The organism is Photorhabdus hainanensis, from assembly GCF_018448965.1.
In the GTDB taxonomy this organism is placed as follows: domain Bacteria; phylum Pseudomonadota; class Gammaproteobacteria; order Enterobacterales; family Enterobacteriaceae; genus Photorhabdus; species Photorhabdus akhurstii.
In genome coordinates this window covers 1-17,291 of record NZ_RCWD01000023.1, presented here as the reverse complement: position 1 = coordinate 17,291, position 17,291 = coordinate 1, and the positions used below count along the sequence as shown (strand labels likewise).

The 17,291-nt window shown below is 43.9% G+C and carries 17 protein-coding genes and 1 tRNA gene; 2 read left to right on the top strand and 16 right to left on the bottom strand.

Annotation, left to right across the window (positions count from 1 at the left end; translation table 11 throughout):
* Positions 1-111: 111 nt before the first annotated feature.
* The 13 genes from EAE92_RS14665 to cysJ form a co-directional block, all read right to left on the bottom strand.
* The gene (locus EAE92_RS14665; protein WP_036778033.1) at positions 112-738 is read right to left on the bottom strand and encodes a protein-L-isoaspartate(D-aspartate) O-methyltransferase; all 627 of its coding nucleotides are present in this window, start codon (positions 736-738) and stop codon (positions 112-114) included.
* Positions 732-1,496 carry a 5'/3'-nucleotidase SurE gene (surE, locus tag EAE92_RS14660; RefSeq protein ID WP_214068598.1) on the bottom strand — a complete coding sequence of 255 codons (765 nt, stop codon included), beginning with the start codon at positions 1,494-1,496 and terminating at the stop codon, positions 732-734. Before surE ends, EAE92_RS14665 begins: the two co-directional genes overlap by 7 nt.
* The gene (truD, locus tag EAE92_RS14655; RefSeq protein WP_214068597.1) at positions 1,474-2,523 is read right to left on the bottom strand and encodes a tRNA pseudouridine(13) synthase TruD; all 1,050 of its coding nucleotides are present in this window, start codon (positions 2,521-2,523) and stop codon (positions 1,474-1,476) included. Before truD ends, surE begins: the two co-directional genes overlap by 23 nt.
* Before the next feature lie 3 nt (positions 2,524-2,526).
* Complete coding sequence (ispF, locus tag EAE92_RS14650; protein ID WP_011145090.1) at positions 2,527-3,000, bottom strand: 2-C-methyl-D-erythritol 2,4-cyclodiphosphate synthase; 474 nt, start codon at positions 2,998-3,000, stop codon at positions 2,527-2,529.
* Between the two features lie 13 nt (positions 3,001-3,013).
* Entirely contained in the window at positions 3,014-3,745 is a 732-nt protein-coding gene (ispD, locus tag EAE92_RS14645; RefSeq protein WP_214068596.1) for a 2-C-methyl-D-erythritol 4-phosphate cytidylyltransferase, read from the bottom strand.
* A gap of 5 nt (positions 3,746-3,750) precedes the next feature.
* Complete coding sequence (ftsB, locus tag EAE92_RS14640) at positions 3,751-4,071, bottom strand: cell division protein FtsB (RefSeq protein ID WP_214068595.1); 321 nt, start codon at positions 4,069-4,071, stop codon at positions 3,751-3,753.
* A gap of 146 nt (positions 4,072-4,217) precedes the next feature.
* Positions 4,218-4,850, bottom strand: a complete 633-nt coding sequence (gene cysC / locus EAE92_RS14635; protein ID WP_246545226.1) for an adenylyl-sulfate kinase — start codon at positions 4,848-4,850, stop codon at positions 4,218-4,220.
* Between the two features lies 1 nt (position 4,851).
* Positions 4,852-6,294 carry a sulfate adenylyltransferase subunit CysN gene (gene cysN / locus EAE92_RS14630; RefSeq protein ID WP_214068594.1) on the bottom strand — a complete coding sequence of 481 codons (1,443 nt, stop codon included), beginning with the start codon at positions 6,292-6,294 and terminating at the stop codon, positions 4,852-4,854.
* A gap of 11 nt (positions 6,295-6,305) precedes the next feature.
* Positions 6,306-7,214, bottom strand: coding sequence for a sulfate adenylyltransferase subunit CysD (gene cysD, locus EAE92_RS14625; protein WP_036808476.1), 909 nt, complete (start codon positions 7,212-7,214; stop codon positions 6,306-6,308).
* A gap of 9 nt (positions 7,215-7,223) precedes the next feature.
* Complete coding sequence (gene cysG / locus EAE92_RS14620; RefSeq protein ID WP_214068593.1) at positions 7,224-8,636, bottom strand: siroheme synthase CysG; 1,413 nt, start codon at positions 8,634-8,636, stop codon at positions 7,224-7,226.
* 216 nt (positions 8,637-8,852) lie between these two features.
* Complete coding sequence (locus EAE92_RS14615; RefSeq protein WP_214068592.1) at positions 8,853-9,587, bottom strand: phosphoadenylyl-sulfate reductase; 735 nt, start codon at positions 9,585-9,587, stop codon at positions 8,853-8,855.
* Positions 9,584-11,314, bottom strand: a complete 1,731-nt coding sequence (gene cysI, locus EAE92_RS14610) for an assimilatory sulfite reductase (NADPH) hemoprotein subunit (protein WP_214068591.1) — start codon at positions 11,312-11,314, stop codon at positions 9,584-9,586. The genes EAE92_RS14615 and cysI overlap by 4 nt, the downstream gene beginning before the upstream one ends.
* Complete coding sequence (cysJ, locus tag EAE92_RS14605) at positions 11,314-13,116, bottom strand: NADPH-dependent assimilatory sulfite reductase flavoprotein subunit (protein WP_214068590.1); 1,803 nt, start codon at positions 13,114-13,116, stop codon at positions 11,314-11,316. The genes cysI and cysJ overlap by 1 nt, the downstream gene beginning before the upstream one ends.
* Positions 13,117-13,378: 262 nt before the next feature.
* On the opposite strand from cysJ, the gene queD reads away from it, so the two are divergent.
* Positions 13,379-13,741 carry a 6-carboxytetrahydropterin synthase QueD gene (gene queD / locus EAE92_RS14600; RefSeq protein WP_214068589.1) on the top strand — a complete coding sequence of 121 codons (363 nt, stop codon included), beginning with the start codon at positions 13,379-13,381 and terminating at the stop codon, positions 13,739-13,741.
* Between the two features lie 44 nt (positions 13,742-13,785).
* Here the strand turns inward: queD and queE are convergent, their stop codons facing one another.
* Complete coding sequence (gene queE / locus EAE92_RS14595; RefSeq protein WP_105398958.1) at positions 13,786-14,457, bottom strand: 7-carboxy-7-deazaguanine synthase QueE; 672 nt, start codon at positions 14,455-14,457, stop codon at positions 13,786-13,788.
* Positions 14,458-14,627: 170 nt separating this feature from the next.
* Between queE and EAE92_RS14590 the strand changes: the two genes are divergently transcribed.
* On the top strand, positions 14,628-16,013 hold the full coding sequence (locus tag EAE92_RS14590; protein ID WP_046397289.1) for an amino acid permease: 1,386 nt from the start codon (positions 14,628-14,630) through the stop codon (positions 16,011-16,013).
* A gap of 236 nt (positions 16,014-16,249) precedes the next feature.
* On the opposite strand, the gene EAE92_RS14585 is transcribed toward EAE92_RS14590, so the two are convergent.
* Both EAE92_RS14585 and EAE92_RS14580 read right to left on the bottom strand, forming a co-directional pair.
* Positions 16,250-17,032 (bottom strand): endonuclease/exonuclease/phosphatase family protein, encoded by a 783-nt coding sequence (locus EAE92_RS14585; protein ID WP_046397288.1) that lies wholly within the window; start codon positions 17,030-17,032, stop codon positions 16,250-16,252.
* A 137-nt stretch (positions 17,033-17,169) separates the two neighbouring features.
* Positions 17,170-17,246 (bottom strand) — tRNA-Asp (locus EAE92_RS14580).
* Positions 17,247-17,291: the final 45 nt, after the last annotated feature.

Genomic DNA, 17,291 nt, shown 5'->3' with positions numbered 1-17,291 from the left:
AATAAGTTCTAAAGGTTATACATAACCAAAAAAATTCCAAAACGAAAGTAATTTCGCTTATTAAAGCAAATATAACCATTAATTGAAAAATAGTTGCAACAGACTATGAACTTAAGCCAGTTCCCCTTGCACAAGGGGCACAAAGCGTACAGCTTCGATCACTTCACTATGAAAGCCATTGCCATGACGTTTCACGGATTTAAGAATTTGTGTACGCTCACCCACCGGTAAAACCATAACTCCCCCATCCGTAAGCTGAAGCATCAATTCTTGTGGGATATACGGAGGCGCCGCGGTCACAATAATAGCATCAAATAACCCACGCGACGGCCATCCTTGCCAACCATCCCCATGACGGGTTGAAACATTATGCAAATCAAGTTGTTTCAACCGCCGTTTAGCCTGCCACTGTAAACCCTTGATTCGTTCTACCGAGAAAACATGTTTGACCAAATGCGCTAATATTGCCGTCTGATAACCAGAGCCGGTACCAATTTCCAAAACCTTAGCATCAGGCGTTAACTGAAGCAGTTCAGTCATACGAGCGACAATATAAGGCTGAGAAATCGTTTGCCCATGACCAATAGGCAAAGCTGTATTTTCATACGCTTTATGTGCCAGTGCTTCATCGACAAAACGTTCCCTAGGCACGGCGGAAATAGCCGCCAGTAAACGTTCATCTTTTATTCCCTGCTGGCGTAATTGTGTCAGCAAATTTTTCATTGCCCGACTCAGCATTCTCCATCAACCTCAGCTTTAGCTAACCAATCTCTTACTAACGCCTGCGCTTTATACGCAGTCAGATCTACCTGTAATGGCGTAATAGATACATATCCCTGTTCCACCGCCGCAAAATCTGTTTCAGGACCAACATCATGTTTCTCTCCCGGCGGCCCCAACCAGTAAAGCATGTTGCCTTTAGGATCTTGCATAGAATAAACTTCTTCCGCGGCATGACGGCTACCACAACGTGTTACCCGAAATCCTTTAATTTGCTCAAGCGGCAAATCAGGAACATTCACATTCAGAATATTACCCGCTCTCAAAGGCGTTGTTCGTAGCATTTGTAGTAAACGACATGTGATTTCTGCCGCTGTTTGGTAATACAATTCGCCATCAAGTGAAATAGCCAATGCCGGCAATCCCAAGTGGCGCCCTTCCATCGCAGCGGCAACCGTACCGGAATAAATCACATCATCCCCAAGGTTGGGGCCACGATTAATACCAGAAACAACAATTTCAGGGCGAGGAAGGATCAAACGATTAACGCCGAGATAGACACAATCCGTCGGTGTGCCATCCAACACTGAGATATCACCATTCTCCAACGTCTTAACACTTAATGAACGATCAAGGGTCAATGCGTTAGATGCGCCACTCCGATTACGATCAGGCGCAACCACCTGCACATGATAATTTTTCCGCAACGCATCTGCTAAAACCTGAATCCCTGGAGCGGTTACGCCGTCATCATTACTCAACAATATTCGTAACATTATTTTGATCCTGATTGATAATTTCCCTGACCACACTGGTGGCAAAACTGCCAGCGGGTAACCAGAAACTGATTTTCACCGTGTCATTATCTTGCCATTGCCAACTCAGATTCTGAGGCTGCACCAGAATCGCCCTACGGGAACCATCCACCCTTTCACGCTTGATAAGTTCCCACAATGATTCATAGGGCTGTAAATATTGCCGTTCAAAATCCGCAGCTTGGTGCTGTGTTCCCAATTCACCATCACCAGGCAGCGGAGCGGTTATCTGTAATTCTCCATCGATCACCCGCTGTTGCAATAAAGGCAATTCAGTTTCGTCAGCAACAAACCAACTCCCACGCCCTGTTAATTGTAAGGCGTCACCCTTCATTACCTGTTTCTGCTGTTTTAGAACAATCCGTGCACTAGCTACCGTATTAAACATAGCACTACGACTGGCTGACAGATAAAAACTGCGTTTATTTCTCTCTTTTACTCGGATTTCGTTATTTGCCCAACGCTGCGCTTGAATCAGATTTTGCCCATCCCGACCAAAACGCTGTTCACCAAAATAGTTAGGCACGCCACCTTGCTGAATCAACTGTAGTCTGTTTTCAACAAATTGGTGATGACTGACTCCCCGCAAAATCAGCGTAAATGAATTTCCTTTCAATGCGCCAATGCGCAGTTTACGTTTCTGACGAGCGGTCGTCAGAACTTCACATCCCTCAAGCTGAAACGAGGCAAAATCAGGTTCCTGTTTGCCCGGTAAGTGCAAACAAAACCACTGCTCTGTCACTGCGTGACGGTCTTTTAAACCAGCATAACTAACCGATCTAGACGGTATACCAGCGAAACGAGCGAGGTTATCTGCAACAAATTGGGTATTACAACCCGTTTTACGGATGTGCGCCATTAAGTGCTCGCCTTCCCCATCAGGAGAAAATCCCAAATCTTCACAGACAATAAAATCTTCCGGCGCGGCTTTCAGTATCCCCGTCGCTTCTGGTTGCCCATACAGCCAATTTAATTCAGCCAATACCATCAATTATTCCTTAACCAGCAAAGCAACCGCTTCGCAAGCAATACCTTCTTTACGCCCAACAAATCCTAATTTCTCGGTAGTTGTGGCTTTAACATTGATATCATCAATGTGACATTGCAGATCTTCTGCCAGATTGACTCTCATTTGTGGAATATGCGGCAGCATTTTGGGTGCTTGAGCGATAATCGTAATATCCAGATTGCCAATCCGATAACCCTTTTCTCTGATACGTGAATAGGCTTCGCGCAATAATTTACGGCTATCCACCCCTTTAAACGCCGGATCAGTGTCTGGGAATAATTTCCCGATATCGCCCAATGCCGCAGCACCTAACAAAGCATCCGTTGCCGCATGGAGAGCGACATCGCCATCAGAATGCGCCAACAACCCTTGTTCATAAGGAATACGAACACCACCGATAATAATCGGCCCTTCACCACCAAATTTATGTACATCGAAACCGTGTCCGATCCTCATGATGTCTGTTCCTTTATTTTCTGGACAGATAAAATTCTGCCAATGCCAAATCCTCAGGGCGCGTGACTTTTATATTGTCCGAACGCCCGTTAACCAACACCGGCTGATAACCACAATATTCCAGTGCGGAAGCTTCATCTGTAATATTAGCGTGTTGCGAAAGTGCTTTTGACAAACAATCCCTTAGTAACATCAATGGAAAAAACTGCGGAGTCAGTGCGTGCCAGAGATCTTGCCGTTCTACTGTATGGTCAATAAGTCGACCAGCCCGTCCACGTTTCATCGTATCGCGGACCGGCGCTGCCAGAATACCACCACATGCAATATTTCCCTGTTCATCTGCTACTGCCAACTGTAGTAAACGTTCAAGATCGTCATGATGTAAACAAGGGCGGGCGGCATCATGCACTAAAACCCAACAATTATCACTGCCAGTCAAATGAGTCAGATGATTTAAACCAGACAGTACAGAATCTGCCCTCTGTTCACCGCCAACTACCGTAGTAATGCGCGAATCGGATGCAACCTCAAGGGATTGAAACTGTGTGTCCGTGGGATTTAAAACAATCACAACATGCTGAACACGGGGATGATCAAGTAATACAGCCAAGGTGTGCTCAATAATGGTCTTTCCGGCAATAGACAGATATTGCTTTGGGCAATCCGAATTCATTCGGCTACCAATACCCGCTGCTGGTACCAAAGCAATAATATCAGCACAGGAATGAAGTAATAGATTGTTCATTTTAATTATTGAGTATTATTTGGAGTCGAGGGACGCGAAGTATTTTCTTTAGATTTATCAACGATTAAACGATAGAAAGTTTCACCCGGTTTGATCATTCCCAATTCACTACGGGATCGCTCTTCGATAGCTTCCTGTCCACCAGTAAGATCATCAATTTCTGCCGATAACTGATCGTTACGCACTTTAAGTTTGCTGTTATTACGCTCTTGCATCGCAACATCATTCTTAACCCGCACATAATCATGAATGCCGTTTTTACCAAGCCACAGTGAATACTGTAACCATCCAAGTAAAACCAGTAATAGTAGCGTCAGTTTACCCATTTCCGCCCCCTGAAATATCTGTCAATCATCCCATAACTCAAAGAATGACGCTACTATCACAAAACAGGGTAGGAGAAAAATAGTCGAATGCAGTTATTTTACACAAGCACATCACTGAAAACGCAATAATGTGCTTTTTGTTGACGTTATCCGTGATTAATCCTTGAGCGTATAATGCCGTTCTTTTCCAATTCCACCAGCAACTGGGCCACGGAGGCTTCAACGGGTTGTTGGCCTGCAAGATAAATTTCCGGGTTATCGGGAACTTCATAGACTGAATCAATCCCCGTGAAATGACGAATTTCACCGGCACGGGCTTTTTTGTACAATCCTTTCGGATCACGAGATTCGCAAATTTCCAACGGCGTATCGACAAAAACTTCAATAAATTGCCCTGGTTCCAGCAGTTCACGAACTTTTTGCCGTTCTGCTTTATGAGGAGAGATAAAAGCCGTCAGCACGACTAAACCCGCATCGACCATCAGATTGGCCACTTCACCTACACGGCGGATATTTTCCTGCCTATCCTGTTCGGAAAAACCCAAATCACTACAAAGGCCATGACGCAAATTATCGCCATCAAGCAGATAAGTTTTTATTCCCCGTTGAAACAGGGCCTGTTCTAAGGCCCCTGCCACAGTGGACTTCCCTGAACCCGATAAACCAGTGAACCAAATAACCAATGCAGGATGTCCATTTTCAACCTCCCGCTGCGTTCTGGTCAATTGATGCGGATGCCAGACAACGTTTTCTGATACCAGATTTTCAATGTCAGCCAATTTATTTACCTCCCAGTAAATCTCTGGCTCCCCAATGAGGGAAATGACGACGAATCAACCGATTCAATTCCAGTTCAAATTCGCTGAATTCTTTTGGCCCTTCATAAACATTTGTCTGAATTTCACGTACCAACCCCGCACCAACAGTGACATTAGTCAGTCGATCGATCAAGATAATACCGCCTGTGTCGCTATTTTGCTGATAGCTATCGAGCATTAATGGTTCTTCAAAAGAAAATTCCACCGATCCGATGGCATTTAATGACAAATCAACACCCACCCGCTGTGTCAGGTTAGTAATATCCACCTGGTACTGAATATTCTCAACTTTCCCACGGCTCTTTTTACCCGCCACTTTGATATCAAGGTTCTGCCCCTGCACCAAAGGCTGCTCAGACATCCATACCACATCCACCAGCGCATGTCGGGTAACCATCATCTCATCATCGGCAGAAATCAGCAGATCTCCCCGGCTGATATCAATCTCATCTTTCAGCACCACCGTAATGGCCTCACCCGGAACAGCAAAATCCAGATCACCATTGAAAGTCACTATCCTCTCCACCCGTGAGCCGATACCGGATGGCATGACTTTAATTTTCTGCCCTTTACGTAAAATCCCGGACGAAAGTGTGCCACTGTAACCACGAAAATCGAGATCAGGCCGGCTAACATATTGAACCGGAAAGCGCAGTAACTGCTTCGAGGCTTGCTTTTTTACATCAACTGTTTCAAGGATATCCAACAACGCTGGCCCTTCATACCAATCCATATTGCGACTTCTAGTGACAATATTATCGCCATCAAGTGCCGAGATTGGGACAAAATGAACGTCCAAATCTGTCGGTAATTGGGCAGCGAAATTCATATAATCCTGTTTGATCTGATTAAAAACTTCCTGACGATATTCCATCAGATCCATTTTATTCACTGCTACCACCAAATGGCGAATACCTAGCAATGTACTGATAAAACTGTGACGACGGGTCTGCTCCTGAACACCTTTACGCGCATCAATCAACAGAATTGAGAGATCACAGGTCGATGCCCCCGTTGCCATATTACGGGTGTACTGCTCATGTCCCGGTGTATCAGCAATGATAAATTTGCGTTTTTCTGTTGAAAAATAGCGATAAGCCACATCAATGGTGATGCCCTGCTCACGCTCTGCGGCAAGACCATCCACTAATAAAGCCAGATCTAATTTTTCACCTTGAGTACCAATACGTTTACTGTCATTCTGCAACGTTGAAAGCTGATCTTCGTAGATCTGACGGGTATCATGTAACAAGCGTCCAATCAGGGTACTTTTGCCATCATCCACGCTGCCACATGTCAAGAAACGCAGTAATCCTTTCTCTTGTTGAGCACGCAGATAAGCTTCCACACCGCCCTGCTGTTTAATTTGATGAGCAATTATTTCATTCTGTGCAAGTGCTGACATGGTTGCTCTCCTTAGAAATAACCTTGACGTTTTTTCAGTTCCATAGAAGCAGATTGATCACTATCAATCAGCCGACCTTGCCGTTCACTTGTCGTCGATATCAGCATCTCTTCAATAATTTCCGGCAATGTTTCAGCATCAGATTTCACTGCTCCCGTCAACGGCCAACAACCAAGAGTACGGAAACGAACTTTGCGCTGACTGATAACCTCGCCCGGTTTCAGATCGATCCGATCATCATCAACCATAATCAGCGTACCCTCACGCTCCAATACCGGGCGTAATTTGGCAAAATAGAGAGGAACAATATCAATTTGTTCCAAATAGATATATTGCCAAACATCCAATTCAGTCCAATTAGACAGTGGGAATACGCGAATGCTTTCGCCTTTATTAATCTGGCCGTTGTAATTGCGCCACAATTCAGGACGCTGGTTTTTAGGGTCCCAACGATGTGAGCGATCTCGGAAAGAATAGATCCGCTCCTTGGCCCGCGATTTCTCCTCATCACGACGAGCGCCGCCGAAAGCAGCATCAAAACCATATTTATCCAGTGCCTGCTTTAACCCTTCCGTTTTCATGATGTCAGTATGTTTGGCACTACCATGCACAAATGGATTAATTCCCATTGCTTCCCCTTGCGGGTTACGATACACCAACAGTTCAAAGCCGTAATTCTTCGCAGTACGATCACGAAACTCGTACATTTCACGAAATTTCCATCCCGTGTCCACATGCAGCAAAGGAAATGGCAATGTTCCCGGATAGAACGCCTTGCGTGCAAGATGAAGCATGACCGAAGAATCTTTACCGATAGAGTAAAGCATCACCGGGTTTTCAAACTCGGCGGCCACTTCCCGTATAATATGAATACTTTCAGCTTCAAGTTGCTGCAAGTGTGTCAATCTTTTCTCATCCATTACAACTCCTTATGCAAAATCGACTACTGCCGGACGGCTTATCTTGGCAATAGATTGCTGCCCAAACCAAGCTATCTGATGGTGAAGTTGAGCCACCTCTCCCACCACCAATAAGGCCGGCGACGGGGCTTGCTGTGCTAACTGTTCCAGTTCAAGCAAAGTGCCGGTTAACACTTGCTGCTCTAAACGAGTACCACAACCAATGACGGCTACCGGCGTATCTTCCGCTCGCCCATGTAAAATTAATTGATGACTTATCGAGGCGGCTTTGACCGTCCCCATATAAATCACCAGAGTCTGATGACCTCTGGCTAAAGCCGGCCAATCCAGCTCATTCCCCTTTTCTCGGCAATGACCTGTAATAAAAGTGATACTCTGGGAGTGTTCCCGGTGAGTCAAAGGAATTCCCGCGTAAGCCGTCGCTCCGATGGCGGCAGTAATTCCCGGTACCACCTGAAAAGGAATGCCTGCTGATGCCGCAACCTGTAATTCCTCACCACCACGGCCAAAGATAAAGGGATCGCCGCCTTTAAGACGAACCACTTTTTTCCCCTGCCTGGCAAACTTCACTATCAACCGATTCGTTTCCTCCTGAGAAACAGAGTGATTACCCGCTCTTTTGCCGACGCAAATTTTATCTGCATCGCGGCGAACCAGATCCAGTACCTCGCTGCTGACCAAATGATCATAAAGCACCACATCAGCCTGCTGAATAACCTGCAATCCCTTTAATGTCAGCAATCCCGGATCACCCGGCCCTGCCCCAACCAGAGCCAGTTCTCCTTGCGAATCAGACTGTTCCAGTTGTTGCTCAAGCTGTTTTTCCGCCTCTTGGATCTGGCCGTTTGCAACTAACATAGCAAAACGACCACTGAAAGCCTGTTCCCAAAAAGAACGACGCTGACGCATGGAAGTCAATCGCTGTTTTACTCGTTCACGCCAATTCCCGGCGATTTTTGCCATCGTGCCAAGGCTGGAAGGCAGTAACGCTTCCAGTTTCTCTCGAATTAAACGCGCTAATACCGGTGCTTTTCCCGCCGATGAGATCGCCACCAGAACCGGAGAACGATCGATAATTGATGGAAAAATAAATGAGCAATGAGCTTGATCATCAACGACATTGACCAAAATACCACGCTTATCCGCCTCAGAAAAAACCTGATGATTTAGTATGCGATCATCAGTCGCCGCAATGACCAAAAAGATGCCATCAAGATATTCAAGTTGGAATTCTCCCTTATGCCATTCCAACTCACCCGCTTGATAACGCTGTTGTAATTCAGAGCACAATTCAGGCGCTACAACCTGCAATAATGCACCTGCCCGTAGTAGTAGAGTCGCCTTACGCGCGGCCACATCACCACCACCGACAAGTAATACAAGCCGCCCTTTCAGCTCAACAAATATCGGTAAGTAATCCACGATTGCCCTTGATATCCAGTGAAATATTTATAAGTACTGAAACTGTTTCGAATGAATATATGAGTTGGCGGTAAAGTTATAAAATGACAAAAAAGAATTTGATGTTCTGTAATGGAATATAAGCGATCTCGCCAAAATAGCTTTATTAATCATCCCCCTCGCCCTAAAACACAGCGAGGGCTTTATCATTATCCCCACTCAGGAAATACCGGGTTTTTAATTTTCATGTAACCCACATTCTCGTTTCAAGCCAAAGAAACGGGTTTGTTCTTCACTCATGCCCGGTTCCCATTTTTGGGTTGTATGGATGTCACCAACAGAAAGATAACCTTGTTCCCATAATGGATGATATTCCAAGCCATGCTTTGTCAGATATTGATGCACCTGCCGGTTATCCCAGTCGATAATCGGCAAAATCTTAAATACTCCCCGCTGAACAGCCAGAACCGGTAATTTTGATCGACTTTCAGATTGCTGACGACGTAATCCAGCAAACCAACTTTGTACATTTAAACTTTTCAAAGCTCGATTCATTGGTTCAACTTTATTAATCTGATTGTAACGTTCTATTCCCGCTACGCCTTGTTCCCACAATTTCCCATAGCGAGCTTCCTGCCAGGCCGGAGAATATTCAGCACTGAATATTTGCAGATTCAGTTTCAACTGCGTCGTGAGTTTATCGATGAATTGATAAGTTTCAGGGAATAGATAACCGGTATCAGTAAGAATGACCGGAATATCAGGATATTCTTGTGTCACTAAATGAAGGCATACCGCCGCCTGAATACCAAAACTGGAGGAAAGAACAAATTCACCTGGCAAATTTTCTAATGCCCAGTTTACCCTCTGATGAGCATCCATCATTTCAAGCCAAAGATTAATCTCAGCCAGTGATTGCTCTTGCTGTTCAGCAGTCACTCCAGCGAATTGAGATAAGTTGAATTGGCTCATACCGCCTCCTGCCAATCATAAAAATCACGGGCTGAATCCAAGACCGGCTTGATAATATCCATGCGGATCAGGAAGTCGCCAAAACCTTCATTTGACTGCCGCCCTGTCGCCCAACGCCCAATAAGTTCATCCATAATAGATAAAATCTCTTGTGAGCTGATATTTTCTTTATACATGCGTGGAATACGGGTGCCAATCCGATTACCACCAAGATGAAGGTTATAACGATCAAGCGCTTTGCCGACTAGCCCAACTTCCGCTAACATCGCTCTACCACAGCCATTCGGGCAACCCGTCACCCGCAAAACAATATGTTCATCGCCAATACCATGTTTATTCATCAGTTGTTCAACGTGAGTGACAAACTCAGGTAAGAAACGTTCAGCCTCAGCCATTGCCAACGGGCACGTTGGAAAAGAGACACAAGCCATTGAGTTTTCACGCTGAACTGTGGTTTTATCATCAATCAGCCCATGCTCACGGGCGATGGTTTCAATGCGTTGTTTCTCACTTTCAGGAACACCAGCAATGATTAAGTTCTGATTGGCCGTCAGGCGAAAATCCCCTTGATGTATTTTTGCAATTTCAGCAATGCCACTTTTCAGCGGTCTATCTGGATAGTCCAAAAGGCGACCATTCTCAATAAACAGCGTCAAATGCCATTTATCATCGATACCTTTCAGCCAGCCAATTTGATCTCCACGACCAGTAAATTCATAAGGCCGGATGGCCTCAAATTTCACGCCAGCGCGTCTCTCCACCTCTTCTTTAAAAGTATCAACACCCACCCGCTCCAAGGTATATTTGGTTTTGGCGTTCTTACGCTCAGTCCGATTGCCCCAGTCACGCTGAGTTGTCACCACAGCTTCCGCAATCGCCAACGTATGCTCAAGGGGAATATAACCAAACTCACTCGCCATACGTGGGTAAGTATTTTTATCGCCATGAGTCATCGCCAAACCACCACCCACCAGCACGTTAAAACCCACCAGCTTGTTACCTTCTGAAATGGCAACAAAGTTCAGATCGTTAGCATGTAGATCAACATCATTTTGTGGAGGAATGACTACCGTGGTTTTGAACTTACGCGGCAAATAAGTCGGCCCAAGAATCGGCTCTTCATCGGTTGTCGCGACTTTTTCTTTATCTAACCAGAGTTCAGCATAAGCACGGGTACGTGGCAGTAAATGCTCTGAGATTTTCTTCGCCCATTCGTAAGCTTGCTGATGTAATTCTGATTGAATAGGATTCGAGGTACAAAGTACATTCCGGTTAACGTCATTTGCCGTCGCAAGCGAATCTAGTCCAACCTGATTCAGCAATTGATGCGCAGGTTTTACATTTCCTTTTAGAATGCCATGAAATTGAAATGTCTGGCGGTTCGTCAAACGGATACTGCCATAAAGGGTATTTTCCGCAGCAAACTTATCAATGCCCAACCATTGCTGTGGCGTAATCACGCCCCCCGGCAGACGACAGCGCAGCATCATTGCATGACGTGGCTCCAATTTTTGCTCTGCGCGTTCAGCACGGATATCACGATCATCCTGCTGATACATGCCATGAAAACGAATCAACAGGAAATTGTCCCCTGCAAAACCTCCCGTCAACCCATTAGTTAAATCTTCGCTAATCGTGCCTCGCAGGAAGTTGCTTTCCTGCTTCATACGCTCACTGTCAGCCAGTTTACCTTCAACAATCAAAGGACCATGTTGTTTATTGTTCATTAGTACACATCCCTCTGATAACGGCGCTCAAGACGCAGTTCACTTAAAAATTCATCTGCCTGTTCGGTATCCATGCCGCCATGCTCAGAAATAATATCCAGCAACGCATGTTCCACATCTTTCGCCATGCGGTTTGCATCACCACACACGTACAGATGTGCTCCTTCCTCTATCCAACGCCACACTTCTTCACCTTGCTCACGCAGTTTGTCTTGAACATAAACTTTATGCTGCTGATCACGGGACCATGCCATATCAATACGGGTTAACAGGCCATCTTTGACATAACGCTGCCACTCCACTTGATAGAGAAAATCTTCCGTAAAATGTGGATTACCAAAGAACAACCAATTTTTCCCTTCTGCGCCATCAGCCTCCCTTTGCTGCATAAATGCCCGAAATGGCGCAATTCCGGTTCCCGGCCCAATCATGATGACAGGCGTGCGTGGATCAGCAGGCAGACGAAAATTATCGTTATGCTCAATAAAAATACGAATACCACCATTTTCTTGTAAGCGATCGGCTAGATAGCCGGATGCGCCACCGGTGCGGACCCGTCCGTCAATTTCATAACGAACCACACCAACGGTAAGATGAACTTCATTTTCCACTTCCGCCTGAGAAGAAGAAATTGAATAGAGCCTTGGTGTTAAAGGCCGGAGCAAATCAATAAATTGCTGAGCCTCCGGTTGAGAAGCCGCTTCTCTTATCATATCGGCGATCGGTTTATTGTGAGCGTATTGCTGTAATGCTTGTTTATCAGCAATCAAAGAAAGTAATTTTTCATCTTTCGCAAGAACAGCGTATTTTTCCACAATCACACTGGTATTTTGAGTTAGCTCAACATGACCGATCAGTGCTTCCCTTAATGGCAATTTCTGATCATTAACCTCAACCTGTTCTGTTCCTTTCAACCAGAGCAAATTCAACACTTCATCCACCAGCTCCGGATCATTTTCAAACCAGATACCCAGAGCATCACCTGGCTGATAACGCAGTCCTGAATCACCCAGATCAATTTCAATATGGCGAACATCTTTATCAGAACCACGCCCCGTTATTTTCTGACGGGTAGCTAAAGCAGCAGTCAATGGCGCCTGTTTAGTATAAGAAGTTGAGAAAATTTCATTTACCGATCTGTTTTGTGCAGAAACAATCACAGTCCCTGTCCCGGCAGGAATACGCTGTTTCAGAACCCCAGTTAATTGTTGACGCCACTGAGCCGCAGCCTGTTGATATTCCACATCACCATCTACACGCTCCAGAAGCCGTTGAGCACCTAACTCATTCAGACGATTATCGAAATCTTTTCCGGCCTGGCAGAAGCGCTCATAAGAGGTATCACCCAGACCAAAAACCGCAAATGCCGTACCATCCAGCTTCGGTGCCTTTTTAGAATAGAGATATTTATATAATGCAACCGCTTCCTCAGCAGGTTCTCCTTCACCCTGAGTAGAAGCAATAATTATCAGCACCTTCTCTTGAGCAATTTGTTTGAATTTATAATCACCGGCATTGACCAAATTGACATTGAGTTTTTCTGCCGACAAATCATCACGGAGTTGTTCAGCCAAACGACGAGCATTACCAGTTTGTGAAGCTGAAATTAATGTAATCGTCTCCTGCGCCGGAACTGCCGGAGCCACAACCTGAACTTGTGGTTGCTGATTTACCATTCCCCAAAAATAACCAGACAGCCAGGCTAATTGAGTCGGTGAAAAATCCCCAATTGCCGACTGCAAACGCGCTAGCTGTTCAGGTGAAACCGGAAGAAGTGAAATTGAAGGTGGTTTTATGCTCATTATCCTGTGCTGCCCTTTACGATTACCAATGTCTGTTATTTTTAGTAAATAAATAGGGATGGTTTGTAAGGTTATCTCAGCGACTTGTTACTATTTAAAGAAACTATCGCAATATCAAATAACCAAAACGCCTAACCATATTTACAGATTTAATATATCTATAAAACAGTTAATAAGAGCGATTGCAAAAAAATGAAAAAATCAGGTTTAATTCAGAAGATCGGGTAGAATAGCGGGTTTTTTGAAGTCAGAGAGAACCACTATGAGCACAACGATTTTTAAAGATTTTCAGTTTGAAGCCGCCCACCGTCTGCCACATGTTCCAGAAGGCCATAAATGCGGTCGCCTGCATGGGCACTCATTTATGGTACAACTGGAAATTACCGGGGAGGTCGATCCTCATAGTGGCTGGATTATGGACTTTGCCGATTTAAAAGCCCTGTTTAAACCCATTTGGGAACAGCTAGATCACCATTACCTGAATGATATCCCTGGACTGGAAAATCCAACCAGCGAAGTATTAGCTGCCTGGATTTGGGATAAAGTTAAACCAACAATTCCACAACTCAGTGCCGTTATGGTGAAAGAAACCTGTAATGCGGGAGCTATTTTCCGCGGTAAGTGAAACAACTTACTGCACCAGGAAACCTCCAGTGCAGTAAGCTTTTCTCAGGCGATATTCAAATATTTATGTGTTTGCATAGAAAACCGCCAATTACGGGCAATACAGGTTTCAATACATAAACGAGTAGCGTCTTCTTTCTGGCTAATAGGTTGCAGTGCAATAATACGCGATGAGTTGTCATCTAGTGTCGCTAATAACTCATCCAATGCTTCAATATCTCTTTCCCTAGCAACCGGATATTTTATTTCATTAGCCCTTAGCAAAGCCTGCTGCAATACCTGGTAACCACCACGCATGTTAACTTTTGGGGAAACTGTCACCCAAGTAGTATCAGAACATTTAACATGATACGTACCACTGGTTTCTATCTGACATTGGTAGCCAAGGCTTTCTAACTCTTCGATCAGAGGTATAAGATCATAAAGGCAAGGCTCACCACCAGTAATAACAACATGACGTGCGGTATATTTCTGTTGAACAAACAGCGCTGCAATTTGCTTAGGAGACGCTTCACTCCATTCATTGCTTTCACTCGTCTTCAACAAAATTGTTTCCAATGTCCGTTGCTTTTCCGCTTCTTTCTCCCAAGTGTGTTTAGTATCACACCAGCTACAACCAACCGGACACCCTTGCAGACGAATAAAAATTGCCGGGACTCCGGCAAAAAAACCTTCTCCCTGCAATGTCTGGAATACTTCGTTAATCGGGTAAAACATAAAAATCTCTGGTTTCATTAGGCAAGGGCGCATTATTGCAGATATCTATCCCGCGAACATCAATCTTTATGGTAAGGTACGGGGTTTGCTTCGCTTGGCTAACGTGCGACTTGTCGAGGCATTGTGTGCTTAAAATATATCTAGCACTGAGAAAGTGACAGGAATAAATAATGCAGAATAATGAAACTCAGCTGAAACGGGGTCTAACCGGGCGGCACATCCGCTTTATGGCATTAGGCTCCGCAATAGGCACAGGGCTGTTCTATGGCTCGGCAGCAGCTATTCAGCAAGCTGGACCAGCCGTATTACTCGCCTATTTAATCGGCGGCGCTGCCGTATTTATGGTGATGCGTGCATTAGGCGAAATGGCTGTTCACCATCCAGTAGCCGGTTCTTTTTCACACTATGCCAGCCATTACCTCGGCCCTTTAGCCGGATTTCTAACCGGATGGAATTATGTATTCGAAATGCTGATCGTTTGCCTGGCTGACGTTACTGCATTCGGTTTCTATATGAAGCTCTGGTTCCCCCATGTGGAACAGTGGATCTGGGTATTAAGCATTGTCTGCTTTATTGGCGCAATTAATCTTTGCCATGTGAAAATTTTCGGTGAAATGGAATTCTGGCTTTCGATTGTGAAAGTCACCGCAATTATCGCTATGATTATCGGCGGCATGACTATCATGATCTATGGATTCGGCCAAGAAACAGATCACTCAACCGGCATTGCCAATTTGTGGGAATATGGCGGTTTTATGCCTAATGGCATCAGTGGCGTAATAGCTTCACTCGCCATTGTAATGTTTGCTTTTGGGGGTATTGAAGTCATTGGTATTACTGCCAGTGAGGCCAAAAACCCCGAAAAAACGATTCCAAAAGCAATCAATGCTGTCCCTTTCCGTATTCTACTGTTCTATGTACTGACTCTGTTTATTTTAATGTGTATCTACCCGTGGAATCAGATCGGTCAAGAAGGTAGCCCATTCGTACAGATTTTTTCTAGCTTAGGTATCAATTCTGCTGCCAATATTCTCAATATCGTCGTAATTACTGCCGCAATTTCAGCGATCAATAGCGATATTTTTGGTGCTGGCCGTATGATGTATGGCATGGCGCAAGAAGGGCAAGCGCCTAAATCATTCACCAAGCTGAGTCGTAATGGCGTACCTTGGATGACTGTAATCGTTATGTCAGCAGTTTTGTTAATTGGAGTCATACTCAACTATATGATTCCGGAAGAGATTTTCGTTATCATTGCCTCTATCGCAACATTTGCTACTGTATGGGTATGGTTGATGATCCTACTTTCTCAAGTTGCTATGCGCTGCAAAATGAGCAAAGAAGAAGTGAAAACCCTGAAATTTCCCGTTCCTATGTGGCCAATAGCACCTGCATTAACTATTATCTTTATGGTATTTGTTATTGTATTACTAGGCTATTTTGAGAAAACCCGCATTGCATTAATTGTGGGAATCGTATGGGTAATCTTATTATCAGTCACCTATTTCTTTAGTATAAAGAAAAATATTTCTCAAACCCATCAGATAAACAAATAATTTTTACTCATAAATGCCAGATTACTCTGGCATTTATTTTAATTTATTCAGAAAAGATATATTTGATATTTATTTCAATATCACTTTCACATATTAATTAAAATAAATCTCATTTTTAAAATATAAATCCATCGCAATACATAATAAATATTTACAATAAATCAACAATGATATAATTCTTTAATTATAAAGTTATATTCATTATAAATAGACCAATATATTTTTATAACAAAGAATTAATAAAAATTTACAACAAGAGGATTATGATCGGAAGCATCAGTAGGTATCACAATAGCATCAGCAATATTCAACTCTCGGTAAAAAATAAAATCCAAAGGCTTACCAAACGCGATTGTCCGATAGTCGTCAATAAAAGATACCTCTTCAAGATGTAAATATCTGGTAAAACGTTTTAAAGCATTTAATCGTTGCTTACTCCATGCATTAAAATCACCAGCCATAATTACTGGGCCATCATGCAAACGAACATGAGCACCAATATTATTTAGCTGACGGCTATACACATCTACACCAAAACTGAAATTTATCGCATGTACATTAATAACCATTAACTGACGATTATCCTGTAAAAGATAAACAGTGATGAGAGCTGATTTAGATAAACGTAAAAGAGGCTCTTTCTCTCTCAAAGGACAACAATAGACAGGATGAGAAGTTGCTAACGTCATTACACCTGATGGATGTTGTGGCAATAAAAATGCGGGAACTTGATCAGCTATCAAGTAATTTGAGGTAGCAAATTCAACTAAATCAGGAGTAGTCTGCGCTTCTTGTAATAAAATCAACTGACTTTCGTTAGTTAGCTCCTTTAGAACCTTTCTCCATGAAGGACGCTGCTGTTTATAGATATTCCATACAACAACCCTAAGCTCATTTGTGCCAGTGATCAAAGGAGTACCTACAGGTAATGCATTCCTAAGCTGATGAGTCGACATAGGAAAAACACGTTCAACAGGCTGGCCCGCGACATACCTTATCGCATAGGTTTTTTTTACCACGTAAAAAACCTCTTAAATACAGAATAACTATAAAACTATCCGATTCTATCAAATAAAATAAGGTAATTATTGATTTTAATACTTATAAACGACAAAAAACCCTGAGATTTCTCTCAGGGTTTCTCTGCAAACTAAGGTGGCGGTGCGGACGGGGCTCGAACCCGCGACCCCCGGCGTGACAGGCCGGTATTCTAACCAACTGAACTACCGCACCACCGAATTCTCTGTGATTTATATCGCTTGCTACGATATAAAACTT